The sequence below is a fragment of the Nitrospirota bacterium genome (assembly GCA_016214385.1).
Lineage (GTDB): Bacteria > Nitrospirota > Thermodesulfovibrionia > UBA6902 > JACROP01 > JACROP01.
Genome location: JACROP010000173.1, coordinates 17,033 through 35,533 on the forward strand (window position 1 = coordinate 17,033; position 18,501 = coordinate 35,533).

The 18,501-nt window shown below is 40.6% G+C and carries 19 protein-coding genes; 9 read left to right on the forward strand and 10 right to left on the reverse strand.

Annotated elements, in window-relative coordinates; translation table 11 throughout:
• The first annotated feature begins 52 nt into the window (after positions 1 to 52).
• The 7 genes from hflX to HZC12_10625 all read left to right on the forward strand — a co-directional run bounded on the left by hflX (position 53) and on the right by HZC12_10625 (position 8,834).
• The gene (gene hflX / locus HZC12_10595) at positions 53 to 1,678 is read left to right on the forward strand and encodes a GTPase HflX (GenBank protein ID MBI5027151.1); all 1,626 of its coding nucleotides are present in this window, start codon (positions 53 to 55) and stop codon (positions 1,676 to 1,678) included.
• Positions 1,679 to 2,101: 423 nt separating this feature from the next.
• Positions 2,102 to 3,235: a Fic family protein gene (locus HZC12_10600; GenBank protein MBI5027152.1), complete on the forward strand. Its 1,134-nt coding sequence runs from the start codon at positions 2,102 to 2,104 to the stop codon at positions 3,233 to 3,235.
• A gap of 268 nt (positions 3,236 to 3,503) precedes the next feature.
• Positions 3,504 to 4,364 carry a UbiA family prenyltransferase gene (locus tag HZC12_10605; GenBank protein ID MBI5027153.1) on the forward strand — a complete coding sequence of 287 codons (861 nt, stop codon included), beginning with the start codon at positions 3,504 to 3,506 and terminating at the stop codon, positions 4,362 to 4,364.
• Between the two features lie 50 nt (positions 4,365 to 4,414).
• On the forward strand, positions 4,415 to 5,050 hold the full coding sequence (locus HZC12_10610) for a UbiX family flavin prenyltransferase (GenBank protein ID MBI5027154.1): 636 nt from the start codon (positions 4,415 to 4,417) through the stop codon (positions 5,048 to 5,050).
• Positions 5,051 to 5,190: 140 nt separating this feature from the next.
• Positions 5,191 to 6,435: a homocitrate synthase gene (locus HZC12_10615; protein ID MBI5027155.1), complete on the forward strand. Its 1,245-nt coding sequence runs from the start codon at positions 5,191 to 5,193 to the stop codon at positions 6,433 to 6,435.
• Between the two features lie 3 nt (positions 6,436 to 6,438).
• Positions 6,439 to 7,515 carry an isocitrate/isopropylmalate dehydrogenase family protein gene (locus tag HZC12_10620; protein ID MBI5027156.1) on the forward strand — a complete coding sequence of 359 codons (1,077 nt, stop codon included), beginning with the start codon at positions 6,439 to 6,441 and terminating at the stop codon, positions 7,513 to 7,515.
• A gap of 56 nt (positions 7,516 to 7,571) precedes the next feature.
• The gene (locus HZC12_10625) at positions 7,572 to 8,834 is read left to right on the forward strand and encodes an HlyC/CorC family transporter (GenBank protein ID MBI5027157.1); all 1,263 of its coding nucleotides are present in this window, start codon (positions 7,572 to 7,574) and stop codon (positions 8,832 to 8,834) included.
• 28 nt (positions 8,835 to 8,862) lie between these two features.
• Here the strand turns inward: HZC12_10625 and HZC12_10630 are convergent, their stop codons facing one another.
• Positions 8,863 to 10,134 carry an ATP-binding protein gene (locus HZC12_10630; GenBank protein MBI5027158.1) on the reverse strand — a complete coding sequence of 424 codons (1,272 nt, stop codon included), beginning with the start codon at positions 10,132 to 10,134 and terminating at the stop codon, positions 8,863 to 8,865.
• A gap of 382 nt (positions 10,135 to 10,516) precedes the next feature.
• On the opposite strand from HZC12_10630, the gene mdh reads away from it, so the two are divergent.
• Both mdh and ndk read left to right on the forward strand, forming a co-directional pair.
• Entirely contained in the window at positions 10,517 to 11,440 is a 924-nt protein-coding gene (gene mdh, locus HZC12_10635; GenBank protein MBI5027159.1) for a malate dehydrogenase, read from the forward strand.
• A 91-nt stretch (positions 11,441 to 11,531) separates the two neighbouring features.
• Complete coding sequence (ndk, locus tag HZC12_10640; protein MBI5027160.1) at positions 11,532 to 11,957, forward strand: nucleoside-diphosphate kinase; 426 nt, start codon at positions 11,532 to 11,534, stop codon at positions 11,955 to 11,957.
• A gap of 298 nt (positions 11,958 to 12,255) precedes the next feature.
• On the opposite strand, the gene HZC12_10645 is transcribed toward ndk, so the two are convergent.
• From HZC12_10645 to HZC12_10685, 9 genes are all read right to left on the reverse strand, one after another.
• Complete coding sequence (locus HZC12_10645; protein MBI5027161.1) at positions 12,256 to 12,750, reverse strand: hypothetical protein; 495 nt, start codon at positions 12,748 to 12,750, stop codon at positions 12,256 to 12,258.
• Between the two features lie 18 nt (positions 12,751 to 12,768).
• Entirely contained in the window at positions 12,769 to 14,193 is a 1,425-nt protein-coding gene (locus HZC12_10650) for a site-specific DNA-methyltransferase (GenBank protein MBI5027162.1), read from the reverse strand.
• 130 nt (positions 14,194 to 14,323) lie between these two features.
• Positions 14,324 to 14,596 carry a hypothetical protein gene (locus HZC12_10655; protein MBI5027163.1) on the reverse strand — a complete coding sequence of 91 codons (273 nt, stop codon included), beginning with the start codon at positions 14,594 to 14,596 and terminating at the stop codon, positions 14,324 to 14,326.
• A 14-nt stretch (positions 14,597 to 14,610) separates the two neighbouring features.
• A complete protein-coding gene (locus HZC12_10660) occupies positions 14,611 to 15,588 on the reverse strand; it encodes an XcyI family restriction endonuclease (protein ID MBI5027164.1) in 978 nt (325 codons plus the stop codon).
• Positions 15,585 to 16,886, reverse strand: coding sequence for a hypothetical protein (locus HZC12_10665; GenBank protein ID MBI5027165.1), 1,302 nt, complete (start codon positions 16,884 to 16,886; stop codon positions 15,585 to 15,587). The genes HZC12_10660 and HZC12_10665 overlap by 4 nt, the downstream gene beginning before the upstream one ends.
• Positions 16,887 to 16,934: 48 nt before the next feature.
• Positions 16,935 to 17,237 carry a hypothetical protein gene (locus HZC12_10670; GenBank protein ID MBI5027166.1) on the reverse strand — a complete coding sequence of 101 codons (303 nt, stop codon included), beginning with the start codon at positions 17,235 to 17,237 and terminating at the stop codon, positions 16,935 to 16,937.
• Complete coding sequence (locus tag HZC12_10675; GenBank protein MBI5027167.1) at positions 17,234 to 17,755, reverse strand: hypothetical protein; 522 nt, start codon at positions 17,753 to 17,755, stop codon at positions 17,234 to 17,236. Before HZC12_10675 ends, HZC12_10670 begins: the two co-directional genes overlap by 4 nt.
• A gap of 98 nt (positions 17,756 to 17,853) precedes the next feature.
• Positions 17,854 to 18,198, reverse strand: coding sequence for a type II toxin-antitoxin system PemK/MazF family toxin (locus tag HZC12_10680; protein ID MBI5027168.1), 345 nt, complete (start codon positions 18,196 to 18,198; stop codon positions 17,854 to 17,856).
• Positions 18,195 to 18,446, reverse strand: coding sequence for a hypothetical protein (locus HZC12_10685; GenBank protein ID MBI5027169.1), 252 nt, complete (start codon positions 18,444 to 18,446; stop codon positions 18,195 to 18,197). Before HZC12_10685 ends, HZC12_10680 begins: the two co-directional genes overlap by 4 nt.
• Positions 18,447 to 18,501 lie beyond the last annotated feature (55 nt).

The following is an 18,501-nucleotide window of genomic DNA, read 5'->3' on the forward strand; positions in this document are numbered from 1 at the left end:
TTTTAATTAAAATTTTTCCTTCCACAATTTTGAATTTGATTTAGGAGGTTATATCCCAGCAATCTACGGTAACATATCAGGCCTTAAGGGAAGCGCTCTTAAGGCTGTTGAGAGAATTTACAGGAGGCGCATCCCCCACAACAAAGTCCTGACCCCTGAGCTTGCAAGGTACATGGGTGAGGTTTCGTCTTCTATTGGCAGGCAGATAGGTGTCCTTGCAGACAGGGATGGAAATATCACCCATGTAATAATAGGCGATGCAAAGGGCGTCTTTATCCCCGAGCTTTCTGATTATCCCCTCGGAAGGAAGTCACTCCGTGGACTCAGGCTCATCCACACCCATCTAAAGAATGAGCAGATAAATCAGGACGACCTTACTGACCTTTCCCTCCTGAGGCTCGATACCATCATTGCCATAGGGCTAAAAGACGGACTTCCTGGCAACATATACATGGCGTATCTGCTTCCTCCCGATTCAGGGCGGCCATATGAAATCCAGGGGCCTGTTACCTTATATCAGATGGATACGGACTTCAGGGATTTAATTACTACCATAGAAAATGAAATGCAAAAAGTCCAGGCTGGTGTCTTCAGCGTAGATGATAAAAGAGAAAGGGCTATATTGGTCAGTGTTTCAACAGGGCCAAAATCAGAGCAGGAAGATTCAATGGAAGAGCTGAAGGAACTTGCGCAGTCAAGCGATGTAATAGTCCTCGACACAGTGTTTCAGCGGCCAAAACAGATAAATCCAAAATACCTTATGGGAGAGGGGAAGGTAAAAGAGCTTGTAATCAATGCCCTTCAAAAAGGTGCAACACTCCTGATCTTTGACCAGGACCTCAGCCCCTCACAGATGAAGGCCATTGGCGATATAATAGAGCTTAAGGTCATAGACCGTTCTCAGCTCATCCTCGACATATTTGCGAGGCGCGCACACAGCAGGGATGGTAAGGTTCAGGTAGAGTTAGCACAGTTGCGATACAGGCTTCCCAGGCTGACAGGAAAAGGCACTGCTATGTCAAGACTCATGGGCGGTATTGGAGGAAGGGGGCCCGGGGAAATGAAACTTGAAGTGGATAGACGAAGGGTGAGAGACAGGATTGGGCTGCTTGAGCGGGAACTTGAGTCCCTCAGTCGTGCAAGACAGCAGAGAAAGGCAAGGCGGGCTGAAAGGGACATCCCCATAGTATCCATCATAGGTTACACTAATGCTGGCAAATCCACCCTCCTCAACAATCTCACTAAAAGCACTACTTTTGTGGAAGATAAAATGTTTGCAACCCTCGACACAGCAAGCAGGAGACTCAGGTTTCCGAGAGAAAGGGATATTATAATTACGGATACAGTAGGGTTTATCAGAGACCTGCCTGAAGACCTCTTCGCAGCCTTTAGAGCAACCCTTGAGGAACTTAAAGATGCAAACCTGCTCATTCACCTCATTGATGTATCCAGTCCGAGATTTGAGCAGCACATTGCCTCTGTAGAGAAAATACTCGATGCCCTCGGGCTTTCAGAAAAGGATAGAATACTTGTATTTAATAAAGAAGATAGAGTTGACTCAGAAGAAGCCACATTTCTATGCAAGAGGTTTAATGCAATTTCTATCTCGGCTTTAAAACCTGAGACCTTCTTCAGATTACTGAAGGCAATTGAAGCCAGACTCTGGCCATCTTCCTAACACTCATTCTCAGGCCCTGTTACAGGGGCGATTGGAAATCCGTTCCCACATCTTCTCATCTATCTCATTGAGATATTCATTCACCTCATATCTCTTGCCGCAATCCATGCAGCGCAGGATAACAGCCTGTCAACCCACAACTAATTTTATGTCCTCACCGCATTCCTTACACTTCACATCAAACCTCCAGGGCATCTGTCAATCTCGGTTGCGAGTCGTACCGACCTGAATCAAGTTCAGGGCTTTATTCTACCGTATTTTAAAAAAATTATCCTGTGAAAATATTATCAGGACGAAAAAACCTCAGGCGGGGTTTAGTCTTAAAGCAAATATAAACAATTAGCCAAGATTTACATTTGATTTGACATATGTAAAGATTTCATTTAAACTTTACATATATATTTTTAAACGTAAACTTACCATATGACAAAAGAAGTTTTTAAAGCGGGGGTTTTTAAACAGCAGTACGGGTATAAAAGCTTTTCCCCTAATTTTATCAATGTCCCATTTAAGTGGAATGACAGGGGAATTGATACTTTATTAGAAAATGCAACCAGGCTTTTGGGCGAATTAAATGCCTATTCTTTGCTTGTTCCTGATGTTGATTTCTTTATCCATATGCATGTCATAAAAGAGGCGACAACCTCAAGCAGGATTGAAGGAACAAGGACAGGTATTGATGAGGCAATCCTGCCGGAAGAAGAAATCAAACCAGAGAGGCGGGATGACTGGCTTGAGGTTCAGAATTATACAAAGGCAATGAATTTTGCAATAAATAAGCAAAAGGAACTGCCTCTCTCAATGAGACTGCTTAAAGAGGCACATAAAATCTTACTTGAAGGTGCAAGGGGTGAACATAAAAATCCCGGGCAAATCAGGAGTAGTCAGAATTGGATAGGTGGTGCGACTCTTAAAGATGCTTTCTTTATTCCACCGCACCATAGCGAAGTGCCTGACCTGCTGAGTGATCTTGAGAAATTCTGGCATAATGATAATCTTGAAATACCGCACTTAATAAAGAATGCTATCAGCCACTATCAGTTTGAAACAATACATCCTTTTCTGGATGGCAACGGACGTATTGGCCGTTTGCTTATTACTCTTTATCTTATTGACAAGGGTATATTAAGCAAGCCTACCCTGTATTTATCAGATTTCTTTGAGCGTAACAAGGGAGTTTATTATGATTCTCTGACGATGGTGAGGGTTTCAAACAACATTGAACAATGGATAAAATATTTTCTGGTCGGCATTGCAGAGACCGCTCAAAAAGGCAAAATGACTTTTGAAAATATTATTGCTTTAAGGAATAAATGTGAAGCCAAGATCATGAACCTTGGAAGAAGGGCAAAACCCGGACAGAATTTACTCAGGTTTTTATATTCTGAACCCATAATGAGTGCTAAAGTAATCGGGAAAAGACTTAATATCACCCATCCATCTGCAAACCAGCTTATCAAGGACTTTCAGAGGATAGGCATTTTAAAGGAAATAACAGGATTTAAGAGAAACAGGCTCTTTGTTTTTCGTGAGTATCTGGAGTTGTTTGAAAAATAACTATACCATACATTTGAGATAATTCAAATTATGCAAGGGTCTCGGTTTCTGGCGAAGTTTTCTGGAGCCACGCAGGGAGTAAATTCCGCCGACTCGGACCAGATTCCTGCACCGAAAGCGAGTTGCTGGCAATTATTCTGGGATCAGGTGCAAGGAATAGGACAGCCCAGCGAATCGCTGAAGAGATATTAGAAAAGCATCACTCTTTATATGGAGTTTAATGATATTATCTACGTCCTTTACCTGAGGTAGAAAATAGGCATCTGTGATGAAAATGATAAAGAAGATAGAAGACTTCATGAGGATGATCAAATTCTCCCACTCAATCTTTGCCCTTCCGTTTGCCTTTACAGGCGCACTGATTGCTGCAGAGGGGCTGCCGACTTTAAAGCAGATTTTCTGGATTACAGTGGCCATGGTCAGCGCACGTTCCGGGGCAATGAGCCTGAACAGGATTATAGACAGAAAATTTGATGCCCTCAACCCGATGGCAAAAAGGCGGGAAATCCCCAGCGGGATAATAAAAGTAAGAGATGCATATATTTTTACTGTCCTATCCTTTGGACTTCTAAGCCTCGCAGCCTATATGCTGAACCCACTCTGCCTTAAGCTTACGCCCATTGCCATTGCTGTCATATATTTTTACTCTTATACAAAGCGGTTCACATGGACATCGCACTTCGTCCTTGGCCTTGCCCTCTCTGCAGCTCCCTTTGGGGCGTGGATTGCTGTAAGAGGGACATTAGACATATCCATAATTACTTTAGGTATTGCTGTTGTCTTCTGGCTTGCAGGTTTTGACACCCTCTATGCCCTGCAGGATGTCGGATTCGATAAATCTCATGGACTTCATTCCATACCCCAGAGGTTTGGCATAAAGAAGGCACTCCTTTTTGCAAGGCTTTTTCACTTAGTAACATGGCTCTTCCTTGTTTTAACCGGCATAGTCTTTGATATGGGGCTGCTTTACTGGATAGGGATGGCTATTGTTGCTGCCCTCTTTGTTCACGAGCATTCTCTTGTTAAAGCAGATGACCTCAGTAAACTCGATATAGCCTTCTTTAATATGAATGGATATATAAGCATCACAGTTTTTGTTTTTACCTTAATGAGTTACCTGCTGGGCTGATGCCCTGCCCCCTGACCTCTTGATTACTTAAAATATGGTAATATGTCACGGTGAAGACTATTATCGTTGCTATAACAGGAGCAAGTGGCTCAATTTACGGGCTCAGGCTCATTGAAGAGTTGCTCAAGAACGGCTACAGGGTTCACCTTGTCATCTCAACGCAGGCATTCGGCATTATTAAAATTGAGACAGGGATAAACTGGGAGAAAGTCGCTGCGACTCGATTCCGAGAGGTAAAAGCTAAGAGTCAAGGGTCTAAGATAGAGAAAATAATACAAAGACATTTCTCTTCTTCTAATGTCCGGTATTACAGCGAATATGATCTATCAGCCCCTATTTCGAGCGGCTCTTTTAAAACCGATGGGATGCTCATTGTCCCCTGCTCAATGAAGACCCTTTCTGGTATTGCCAATGGCTATGCTAATAGCCTGATTGAGAGGGCCGCTGACGTTACCTTAAAGGAGGGCAGGAACCTTATCCTTGTGCCCAGGGAAACACCCTTCAATGCCATACACCTTGAAAACATGCTCAAGCTTGCACGCCTGGGAGTCAGGATAATCCCTCCGATCCCAGCCTTTTATCATAAGCCCAAAGATATTGCCGGCATCATAAATTTTGTGGTGGGAAAGATCCTCGACAGCCTCGGAATCGAGCACAATCTCTTTAAGCGGTGGGGGAAGGAGTAAAGAGGATGGAGTGATGGAGTATTGGAGTGATGGGATAGGGTTGAGAGTTGTAAATTTTCAGGCAAATATGTTTTAATTAAGTTACTGAAGTCTCTATTTTACCTCAACCAATCCGATAAATCTGAAAAGCAGGAGCTTAGGTGGATAAAAAAAAGGTATTTCTCATTGATGTTACAAACAGGGATGGTGTGCAGACCTCTCGCATACTCCTCAGCAAGCTTGCCAAGACCATGCTTAACCTTTATCTCGATGATATGGGGATATTCCAGAGCGAGGTCGGCTTTCCTACGCTATCGCACGAAAAGAACTACATAAACGCCAATCTTGAACTTGCTGAGATAGGCGCCATAAAAAGGATTCACCTTGAGGGCTGGTGCAGGGCAGTAAAAGAGGATGTTGAGCTTGCCCTGAAGAACTGCCCCGGGCTCAAACACATGAACATCTCAATTTCCACATCCGATATAATGATTCAGGGGAAATTTCAGGGCAAAAAGACATGGAAAGATATCCTCAATTCACTGGTTGAAGCCTTGCGTACAGCCAGGGCGCTTGGGCTTGAGACTGTCGGGGTTAATGCCGAGGATGCATCAAGGACTGATATCAGCCGATTGATAGAATTTGCTCAAGCTGGAAAAGAAAACGGTGCTGACAGGTTCCGTTACTGCGATACCCTCGGGGCAGATGACCCGATAACTATTTATGCGAGGATAAAGGCAATTGCCGAGGCAACAAAGTTTCCCATAGAGATGCACTGCCACAATGACCTCGGCATGGCAGAGGCTGTATCAGTTGCAGGTGCACAGGGTGCGATTGAGAGCGGCGTTGATGCATATATAAATACCACAATAAATGGATATGGAGAACGTGCAGGCAACTGTGACCTCGTATCCACAATACTCGCACTTAAATTTTCTCATGTCCTTAAGGATAAGGTTCCGCTTGATGAGCATGTTGACCTTAAAAAATCATGGAGGATAGCTCGATACGCGTCTTATGCCTTCGGGCTTCCAATCCCGATAAATCAGGTGGGTGTCGGCGCCAATGCTTTTGCACACGAATCAGGCATACATGCTGATGGAATGCTTAAAGACAGACGCAACTATGAGCTCTATGACCCAGAGGATGTGGGAAGAGGCGAGCCAGAGCTCCTCGAGACAGGCAGGGTTATAACCACAGGGACATACGGGGGTATCAAAGGGTTCAGGCACGTCTATGATAAATTTGGTATACAATTTCAAGATGATAAAGAGGCGAGAAGGATCTTCGAGCTTGTCCAGCATGCAAACCTGCATACGCAGAAACCCCTTACAGACGATGAGCTCAGGTTTATAGCAAAATACCCTGAAATAACTCAGAAGATCCTTACAGTTCACCCGGGCTCTTAATTAATGTACAGAATAACTCTTATTCCCGGCGATGGGATAGGCCCAGAAATAACAGAAGCCACAAAAAAGGTTCTTGAAGCCACCGGCATTGCCTTTGAATGGGATATTCAGGATGCAGGCGAGGAGGTCTATCAAAAAGAAGGCACGCCACTTCCAGGCAGGGTTCTTGAGTCTATTAAAAGGAATAAAGTTGCATTAAAAGGCCCTGTTACAACACCGGTTGGCACAGGTTTCAGGAGCGTCAATGTTGCCTTGAGACAGGCCCTTGACCTTTACTGTTGCCTCAGGCCGTGCAAGAGTTATCCTGGAGCCAGGACAAAATACAAAGATGTAGACCTGATTATTGTACGGGAAAACACAGAGGATCTCTATGCGGGCATTGAGTATCAGAAGGACCTGGCAGAGACAAAGAAGCTCATCGAATTTGTGGCTGAGACAACAGGTAAAAAAATAAGCCAGGACTCTGGCATTAGCATAAAGCCAATATCCGTTTATGGGTCAGAGAGGATTGTACGGTTTGCCTTTGAATATGCAAAAAAACATAGAAGGCACAAAGTCACGGCAGTTCATAAAGCCAATATCATGAAACACTCAGACGGCCTTTTCCTGGAAGTTGCGAGGGAAGTGGCTAAAAAATTTCCTGATATTGAATTTGAAGATAAAATCATAGACAATATGTGTATGCAGCTTGTTCAGAAGCCTGAGCTTTACGATGTCCTTGTCATGCCGAATCTCTATGGCGATATAGTTTCAGACTTAGCTGCCGGGTTAATAGGCGGTCTCGGTCTTGCCCCTGGCGCAAACATTGGTAATGAGTTTGCTGTATTTGAACCAACCCACGGAAGCGCCCCAAAGTACAGAGGCCTTAATAAGGCAAACCCCATGGCCATGATACTAAGTGGCGTTATGATGTTGACTCACCTCGGCGAGATATCCGCTGCCAGAAAACTTGAAAGTGCCATTGCCTCTGTAATAAGCGAAGGGAAGGCAGTGACTTATGACATGAAGCCTGCCCCGGATGACCCTGCTGCAGCCACAACCTCTCAGGCAGCAGACGCCATCATCGAAAAAATGGTATAATTAATTAAAATGAAAACCAATTCACATACACCTCAGATTTCTTCATTAGCAGAGTAATGGAACCAGGAAGTTTATTCAGTCTTATAATAATTGTCGTTTGTCTTGTTATTGTTGCGGTCCTGTCGGGCTCTGAAGCCTCCTTCATTGCTGTCAACAAAATCAGGATAAGAAATCTAATCGAAAAGGGAGACAGCAAGGCAAAGGCAGTTCAGAGGATTCTTGAACAGCATGACCGCTTTTTCAGTGCGGTGATACTCTCTGGAAATCTATTCACTGTGCTTGCAACAGCCTTAGGCACTGCTCTGGCCATGAGTTGGTTTGGAAAGGATGGCATTGTCATCGCAACAGTAGTCATGACCTTTCTCACAGTAGTTTTTGGCGAACTTGCGCCTAAAACATTTGCAGTTACGCATTCCGAAAGGGTCTCCCTATTTTTATCAAAACCAATCGAGATATATATAAGATTGATTTCTCCACTGGTCTGGATTTTTACTAAATCATCAAACTGGATTATCAAACTCTTTGGAGGAGAGGAAAAACCCATCGTCCCTTTTATTACAGAAGAAGACATAAAAACCATGATCAGTATCGGCAAGGAAGAAGGTGCACTTGAGGAAGAGAAAAAGGAGATGCTACACAGGGTCTTTGAGTTCGGGGATAAAATGGTCTCAGAGGCAATGGTCCCGAGAACCGAGATAGTGGCTATTCCGGAAGATGCTACTGTGGCTGATGCCCTCAGCCTTGTATCAAAAGAAGGCTACTCCCGCTATCCTGTAATTAAAGATACGGTGGACAATATCACAGGGATGCTATATGTCAAAGATATATTGATAAAAATGGCTGAAGAGAAAGTCGAGCCGGATACGTCTATAAGCAGCTTCATAAGAGAGGCTTACTATATACCTGAAAGTAAAATGGTAACTGAGCTATTAGATGAGATGCAGAAAAAGAAACTCCAGATTGCAATTATTATGGATGAATATGGAGGCACTGCTGGCCTTATAACCCTTGAGGATTTAATGGAGGAGATAGTTGGTGGCCTTCAGGACGAATTCGAGGCCATTGAGGCTGAAAAAGAAGTAGAGGTTATAGACGAAAAAACTTTCATTGTATCAGGCTCTACAGGCATTGATGAGGTCAATGAACTTGTTGGTGTTGACCTCAAGAGCGAGGAGTTTCACACCGTAGGAGGTCTTCTCTTTGGTCTCTTTGGTCACCTCCCGAAGGTTGGCGAACAGCTTCGATACCACGGCATAAAATTCCTCGTCCTTGAGATGGACGGCAAAAAAGTCGAGAAAATAAGAGTAACAAAAATCTAAAAGGAAATTTTCTTCTGCCTCCCTAATCTCAGCTTATTCTTGATTTAATGCTCCAATACCTCCAGTAAGGTATAGCCTCTACTATGAGTTTATCCTTCTGGAATTTTGTCTCAGTGTTAAGGGTGACGAGCAATGCCTTCTTTAAGTTATTCTTCTCAAGGAATCTGAAAAGGGTCTTTACATCGTCCCTGCCTATTTTCTCCCTTATCTTTACTTCAACAGGAAGCACATGGCTGTCCTGCGCATGGATTATGTCGATCTCCTCTTTCTGAGGTGTCTTGAGGAAAAACCTTGCATCAAGGCTGTTTATAAAAAACTGCTCAAGGACGGCAGACAAGTCAGCCTGAGGGTTCAGGGCCAATGTGAAGGCTGTATTGCTGAGATAGAGTTTCTTCACCTTCTTTTCACTTGTGAGGAGGTTACGCGAATAGTTATAGAGCTTCTGCAGGAACAATGCATACTCAAGATACGAGACATAGTTGGCTATCGTCCTGTGGTCAATTTTAAGGTCATTGCTCAGGTTCTTATAGTCGAGATAAAAGCCGGGTCTTGAAGCAGTGATATTTAATATCTTCATAAGAAGCTCCGGCAGGTCAAGCCTGAATGTCTGCGGTATGTCAACAAAAATAACCCTTTCAAGAAGACTCTCTTTAAGATATTTCCTGAGCATATGCTCATCGAGATCCAATGCCTCGATAAAACCGCCTGTCTTAAGAAAGCCTGCCATATGTCTTCTCAAATCCCTCTCGAATATCTTCTCTCTATTTTTGTCTATCTTTATTCCCGTGAAATCAAGATACTCGTCAAAATCCAGTGGTCTGATCTGAAAGTCAAAGAACCTTCCTGCAAGACTCTCCCTTATGCTCCTCCACATTGTTATCTGTGCTGAGCCAGTAAGGAATATCTTAAGCTTCGGGTTTGAATCATAGAGGAGTTTCACTTTTGAAGGCCAGCCATTGAGCTTCTGTACCTCATCTAAGAATATAAATACCTTCTCCTTAGAGATATCCTTCCTGAGTGCGTCTGTCTCATATTGTTTAATGATTTCTTCCAGGTCATACCTCATCTCGTCGAATGAGAAATATAAAATGTTGTACGGGTTCACACCCTTCCTGAGAAGTTCATCTATGATCTGGTATATGAGGGTCGTTTTTCCAACCCTTCTTAAGCCGGTGAACAGAACAATCTGCCGCTTGTCTATATACTTAACGATTTCACCGAATACCTTCCTTTTCCTCCCGAGAAATTCCGAAGGGACCTTTCCATCCTTCCACCAGAGGTTAAAGCTATGTAATTCCATTATCGCTCCAATGTAATTGTTTTTTAATTTCAGTTACATTATATTGGGTTTGATTGATACTTGTCAAGCAGTGCTTTTTTAGACTATTTGGAGTAGATTTTTGATGAGGCAATTCGGCCCCTTGTCAATATTCTTTGCCTTGGCTATAATAGCTACCCATAAACCTAAATAATGTATTAAGAAAACCACAGAGGCATAGAGTTCACGAGAAAATGGTAAAGAAAAATGGAGTAATGGAGTGTTGGAGTATTGGGAAAAAAGAATACATTACTCCATTACTCCAATACTCCAATCAAATCCTCCAGCACTCCATTGCTCCAAATTATAGCTCTGTGAACGATGTGGTTAAATGTATTCTTCGGGTAAATCAGGAGGTGAAATTTTGCGCAAGAAGGTTACTATCGTTGGTGCTGGCAATGTTGGAGCCACCACTGCCCAGCTTGTAGCAGAACGGGGGCTTGCCGACATTGTGCTTATTGATATTGCAGAAGGAATTCCACAGGGAAAGGCCCTCGATATCCAGGAGGCATGTCCCCTCTGGGGTTCTTCTTCGAGGGTCACAGGCTCAAATGGATATATCGAATCTGTTAATTCTGATATCGTTGTAATTACGGCTGGCTTTGCCAGAAAGCCAGACATGAGCAGGGACGACCTGCTTCAGGCCAATGCGAGGGTTGTCAGGGAGATAGCTGAAAATATTGTCAGCTCTCCTCAGGCCATTGTGATTGTTGTCACAAACCCGATGGATGTGATGGCATATCTTACTCTTAAGGTAAGCGGGTTTTCGCATCAAAAGGTAGTGGGCATGGGTGGGGTCTTAGATACAACGAGGCTTAGGGCTTTTATTGCAATTGAGCGTAATGTTTCTCCAGAAGATGTTCATGCCATTGTCCTCGGAGGCCATGGCGACCAGATGGTGCCCTTGCCGCGACTCACAACTGTAAACGGTGTGCCTCTGACAGAACTTCTGCCTGGCGATAAAATTGATAGACTGATTGATAGGACAAGAGATGCCGGGGCAGAGATAGTAGGGATGCTTAAAACAGGGAGTGCCTTTTACGCACCTGCTGCCTCAACAGTAGAGATGATTGAGGCTATCATTAATGATGACGGGAGGGTGCTTCCATGTTCTGCATATCTCGATGGCCAGTATGGAATAAAAGATGTATATATGGGTGTGCCTGTAAGGCTTGGCTCAAGAGGCGTTGAAGAAATAATAGAGTTACAGCTTACGCCAGAAGAAAAAGAGGCATTCAACAAATCAGCCGATTCTGTGAAATCCTTAATCCAGGAACTTAAATTATAAACTTGTCCTGAAAATGCATAGCGAGCGCATTCCCCATCCCGAAGTTTCGGGACTGCGGGGAGCTTCAATTTATTTCAGGAGCGGAGGAAAAATGGAGAGAACCTTATCAATTGTGAAGCCAGACGGTGTAGAGAAAAACCTTATCGGAGAAGTCATAAAGAGATTCGAGGCACAGGGTTTGAGAGTTATTGCCCTTAAAATGATAAGGCTTAGCAAAGATGGAGCAAAGGGTTTTTACATTGTCCACAAGGCCAGGCCCTTTTATGAAAGCCTCACAGATTTTATGTCGTCTGGACCTGTTGTGATTATGGTCTTAGAGGGGCAAGATGCCATCTCAAAGGTAAGATATATAATGGGCGCAACCAATCCCAGGGAAGCACTGCCTGGAACTATCAGGGCAGATTTTGCATCGGACATAGAGCGTAATATAGTCCATGGCTCTGATTCTCTGGAGTCAGCATCTTTTGAAATATCTTATTTTTTCCCGGCAATTGAAATGCATTCTCTTAACTCTTAACTCTGGTGGCGCTTTTCAGGCAAGCTCAAACTGTATCCCGATAATTCTGCCGAACACAATTCACAAATGTAAGAAAAAAATTTAAGGAAATGAACCCCACCTGACGGCTTTGCCCTTCGCTTCGCTCAGGGCTTGCGTCCGTTCTGTCCCGACAGGTCGGGAAACCGAGCATTATTTATATTTTTAAATGAGGGCGTTGCATATATTCTCTTAAATATTGATACTAAAATCCTTGCTTCTTTAATCTTGCCCTTTCACTATCTCATCAATAATTCGTTATCACAATTTAGCATAGAAATTAGATAATTCCATATTCTTTACACTTATTAATTGCGTAATCCTTGTTTTTACAGTTTTCCAATATGTCATAGTTATTTTTCAGGGCTCTGATTCTATTTAGTGAAATACTCTTTTGTGATAAGCGCTCAACTACAATTGTTGGGACAAAAAACAGTTCGAAGGAATCTTTGCCGATTGAATGTACGCCGATAATTACATCTGAGGTTTTTGGTGATTGCGTATATTCCTTCACGCCAGACTTATAGTATCTATCTACGCCGCCTCTTGTGCCACCCGTAAACTTAATATTTTTAGTTGCGGTTTTAACTTGGGCGCGAATAATATTTTCTGTTCCGTCCTTTTCTTTGAAAACAATGACAATATCATAAGGTGATAATGGAAGATCAACGAGAGAAACATTTTGATATTTTTTCATTAGAATCCCAACGACTATATGTTCATTTGCAAAACCTTCTACTGATGCTTGCCTCCCTAAGTCTTCCCTATTCTCCAATGTGTGCTCTCCTATATTTTATTTTCTAAGTATAATTATCCAGTCAGTATTTATTCTTTCCTCACGAGGAACTTTTATAACATGTTTTATGATCTCTGAACCGAAATAATTCTCTACATTAAACCCGATTCTTTCTGACATTGGCATTAAATATTTCCATGTCTCAAACAGTTCATTTCTTATTTTATTGTTGCCAACTACGATTATATATCGTCCACTTCTTCGTAGCACTTTATAGACTTCTTTCAAATTAAGTTCCATATCTTTTAAATATTTGAAAGCAATATAAGCTCGTCTCTGATCTTTCTTGAATATCTTAGTGATTATTTTATCTGCGCTGTTTATTCCAGTCAAGCAAAGTTTTTTGTAGTCTCGAGAAGATACGCTTTCTGTCCCTACATGATTTTTCTTTAAGGGGGTTAGTGAACCAGTTGCAAGTCCCAACCAGTAAATTTCCAATTGATGTGTTCTAGGATAATCTACAGCATTAGCATAAGGAGGGGATGTTAAAGCTAAATCAAAAAAATGACCAGAATTTCTAATATTCCTTGCATCATTATTAATCGGAAAATCTACTTTTATATTTTTTGGACACACTAGTGAAAACTCAATCATTTTAGGCACATTGACCAATACACGCTCAACAAACTTTTTAAGTGCATAAGCAGGATAGACTTTTTTATTTAATTTTTTTCTTATCACAGTCCTTGTACAATTATCGTCGGCATTTGAAACCGATCTAATAATTGACGAAAAACAGATTTTTAAAAAGTTTTGCACATCAATGCTTACTTCTAAAGAATTAATTATTTTTTTGAGATATGCTAACTCCAAAACTATTTCCTTATTGAACCAGTTATCTCTATATTGAAAATCAGGAATGTCAACCGCCTTTACTTTTGTTGGATGATATTTAATTACTGACTTTAAAAGCGCGTTTTGTGAATATTTAAGTTCGTCAGCGTCTAAAGGTGTTGTCTTAACTTTGGAAAGAAAACATGAAAATGGATCAACATCGACCCCTACAGAATGCCTGTTTAATAACAAGGCTTCAACATTTGTAGTTCCACTCCCAGAAAATGGGTCAAGCACTCTATCTCCTTCATTTGAATAACGTCTGATAAGCCATCTTGGAAGTTCAGGAAAAAATTTTGCCGGATATTTATGGAAACCATGTGTATAAATACTTTGATCGTAGCTGATAAATAAAAATCTATCACCATTTCCTGTTGGCAAATCTATCGGGATATCGCCATCAACACGAGTTATCTTCTCTCCGAAGTCATTAATTATCTCTTTAACGTTTTCTAATTCTTCATATCCATTAAATAAAAATGGCTGATTTTGCTGATTGTTTCTTTTGCCATTCCCATTTCTTTTAGAAATTTTTTGTCTTATCTCTTCGATTGAAATAGGATAATAGTCATTTGCTAAGGCTTGCATATTATTTTCTCCTTCTATCTTTAATCTCTTTCATCCCCCGGCTATCGCCGATGATTATGGTGGTTTTAGATGGCATAAGCCTGCTCATATTCTTCAAACTCTTTAAAACACCATGTGCACTCCATATAATTCACCTCAGTCTATCTGTATAACTCAACCTTACATATCTGTTTTCTGTCCATCGCCATATAGAGACATCATAGTAGCCGGACTTATTTACAGTCTCAGGCTCTAATCTATGATCACTTGCAATCTCATCAAAGACCTGCTTGGCGTCTTTGAAAGAACCAAAATGATTGATTTCGACAACCTTGCCGCCTTCCGCTGCCACAATTAAAAACTTTGCATCATAAGGCTGAGGTAATTGGTAGGTAATGACATTAGAAGATTTTACTTTTTCCATATCGACTCCCCTTTTTATTCTATTCGTATTTGGTAATGAAATAATTCTTCTAAAAACTCTTGTTTTTTCTTTTCGTCTGCAAGGATGTCAATTAAGTTGAAGTACGTATCGATTTCTCGATCTGTTTTTAATTGGGATAAAACAGCTTCAGTAAAGCAACTTGCTAAATAAATAGTTAAGCAATGCGCATTTTCAGACTTGGCTTTTGCAAATGATTTCTTGGCCTCGCCTAAGCGAGTCTGAGCGCCAGCTTTATCCATGCTGCCTTTTATTTCAATAGCAACCTTTAACTTATCTCTATTGTCTCTGATTGAAATGTCGGGTTCGCTTGAGAAAATAATGCGCCAATTATTATTCAAGATAAGATGAATCTGTTTTTGTTTTTTGCCTTTTACGGTTATATCTTTTTTCTCAGTTGATGAAACGAACTCCTTCTCTTGAGCATATTCTTGTATTATTTCTTCAACAGCCTTTGCTGCTCCCTGCCCAATAATATTTACCCAAGTGCCTTGTATCTCTGAACCTATTTCTGCTATTAACGCATTTTTTGCAAGAGAAAAAGAGAAACCTTCGGTATCAATAATGACACTTGAAATAACTTTGTTTAAGGTCTCAGCAATTAATTGAAAGCGTTCTTTATTATCTCCTTTACGGGCTTTTGGCAATCTGCCGGATAGAATTTGACTTAGACCTTTCTGTGATAAAGCAGTTAAACTTCTATAATATTCGACAAGATTTGGACATTTATTTAAAATCTCTGGATGACAAAAAATCATGTAAGGAGGGATAGAAGCCGTCTTAGTAACAATAAAAGCCTCTTTAGAAATACCCAATTTTTCAATATTCCATGTGATATCTTTTATTGCACATTTCTCAACGCGTGTAAATAGTTTTTCAATGTTTTTACTTTTCAAAACCGAATAAAAAAGCTTTGCTCTAGCAACATATGATTTTATAAGCGCTTCATTGAGACTTGAGTCTGTTCTTTTCATAGAGGCTTCCTCCAGAATACTATTGTTTCTCGTACTGGAATTCGCCCATAACGGGCCATCTGTTGCGAACTATTGCCTTTGTAACGTGTTATCCATATCTTTTCTGTTTTTAAGCCATTCAATTCTGCAAGTTCAGAAAGGATAATATCTGTAGGGATCATCTCTCCCTCAAAGCGAGCATTAGCCACAACAAGGGCTACAATGCCTCCAGGCTTGAGATAACGTGAAACTTGTTTTATAACAAGGTTCATATCCTCGAAATATCCTTTTATCATTATTGGAATTCTCTCATTGTTCAAATCTTTTTCATTGAGATTTCTTAATATCTCATCTATTGCTGGAATGGAGAGTTCTTTCCCATTATGTATTTTTGATTCAATATGAGACCTCAATAAACTATGTCTGACTTCGCTAAGGTTACTTGAATTTAAAGTGCAGAGTTCGAGCGCGTAGGTTCTGGAATAGTCATATCTGTTCAAATAGGGGGGTGATGTAATAACTGCACCTATCTTTTCCCAATATTTTTCTGGAAGATCAGATTCTCTTGCGTCTCCTTTTAAAATTTCGACCTTAGCCTTGCCTTCTTTAAAAAGTGCGTTTTGTTGTATGTGTAAATCATCAATCATGTTTGTAAGTTGTCTTCCGAGAGCTTCTTTTACAGAAATGATGACCCTATCAACTATTCTTAGGAACTGACCGTCTTTGGAGGTATAGCTAACGTTCTCAAGAATACTAATGAGTCCAAGCATAAGGAAGTCCTGAACAGGCTTCTTAAATTTAAGAATGCACTCCTTATAAAAGAGTATTTCTTCTTGCGTATGTTTTGGAAATGCCTTATCGATAATAGATACTTCAGGGAAAAAAAGTTTAGGCTTACGAAATTTCTCCTTCATGAGTGATTGAACTGCTTTTTCTAAAACCTTAAGGTCAGGCCAATCCTGTAGCTTTACTCTTGCAACAAAAATTGCTACTGGCAATATATCAAGCCCAACTGCCTTATATCCGAATTCCTTGCAAGCAAGTAATGTAGTTCCACAGCCTGCAAAAGGGTCGAAAACGATATCGTTTTTATTTATTTGCCATTCCTTCAGTATGCTATAAACAAGCTGCCTCGAAAATCCTTCCTTGTATTTAAACCAGTTATAAACAGGAAGGTTTTTATTTGGGACATATGTTACAAGTTGCCTATAATCCAGACGATTTTCAAAGTATCTGGAATATTTTGCCTCTAAGCGGTCACGCTCGAATGTTGAATCGGTACTGCTATCCGTTATCTCAGTCAGTGTTGCAGTCTTCATAAATTTATCCTTTTCAAAAATCTGCCTTTTAGCTGATATAAAACCTTGTTATTTATCATCTTCGACTGGCTGTTCTATCGTGATTATATCTTTTAGGTTTTCAGCGTAATCTATCGCTCTTAAAGGATAAGGTTTTGGTTTTGCCGACTCTGATTTTGTCGGCTGTTTTGTTTCTTGCTTTTTATCGCTTATCTGACTCCTCATATTTGATTTTTTAGTTTTATGATTAGATTGATTTGCCCCTCTTTGAGATGGCACAGTTCCGTAGCTCTGAGGTTTGCCCTGATTGCTTTGGTTACTATTGCCAGAATTTTGTTGAGAACTACTTACTCCTTGGTTTGTTTTGCTCATATATTACCTCCTATGAAATTTTTAATGACAATATTTAAAATAGTCAGTAAAACAGTATAAGTCATCGAAATTGAGATCATAATTAATATGGTTCCTCGTTGAAAAACAGTTGCCATATTGTCAACAATTGGTATGTTCTTCTTTAGAGTTTCATCATAAGTGGCGATTAGTCTGCTCTCTACATCTATCGAATCTTTTTCTAACTCTTTATTAAAAACAAGCTTTTCGTAATCTATTCTTTGAAATGTTTTTATTCGTATTACATTCAAAAAAAGAACTATAGCTATAATAATTATGAGCATTGCTAATATTAAGAGGGGGGCGTTTAAATTTATATACCATTTCTGCTCAAATATTGTTTTGAGAAGGAAAATTATGGAAGTTAATAAAATACCAGCGACCGTTAACATCATCTGAACTTTTGATGTAATAAAGCTATTTCTTTCTGATTCGCCTTCAAATTCCCTCTGAAGAACCTGCAAGACTGTTTTCACAGTTTCAGGATTATATTTTGGCATATCGGTCATTTTACCTTTCCTTCCTCACCCCTTTAAACTGCTCTTTATCCGCTTTCTGGTCAATCAATGAATCTTCCATATCGGCCGTCTTTCGTCTCTCATAAATTCAAGTGCACTTTCAGTGCGTTATTTATTGCATCCAGAATGTTGTGGTTATTAATAAACCAAACAGAATCTTTCAGCCTCTGTTTTGAGATTGTTCTTATTTGATGTGCAAGGATAATAGAATCCTGAGCAAGACCTCCAATCCCTTGTTTTAGTAAAACTTCATTGGGATAAACCCGCCTGCCTTCCTTTAATGAGGTTATAGGCAAAATAGTTACTACAGGCATAAGTCTATTAAAATCTTCATCGCTGACAACTATAACGGGTCTTGTCCCTTTCTGTTCCGAGCCCTGAACAGGATTAAGGTCTGCGATAAAGATTCCCCATTTATAATTCATTTTTTCACTTCTTCGAAATCAACATGTTCAAAATCTTTTTCTATCTCTCTAATATCCGCAAGAAAAAGGGGATCTTTAGCTGCATCCCTGATAGCTGCCTTTATGCGCTCTTTGTTAATACTAACCAACTCGTCCTTTATTGCAGTCTCAACAAATGCGTTCATAGACTTAAATGTTCCATTTTCAACAATTTCTTTTGCTTGCTCTATTATCCCCTCATCGAGGACAAAAGTTGTTTTTTTCTTCATGGTCCGTCCTCCACTAACTTTTTAATACATTTTAGCATAAAGAAAGCATAATCGC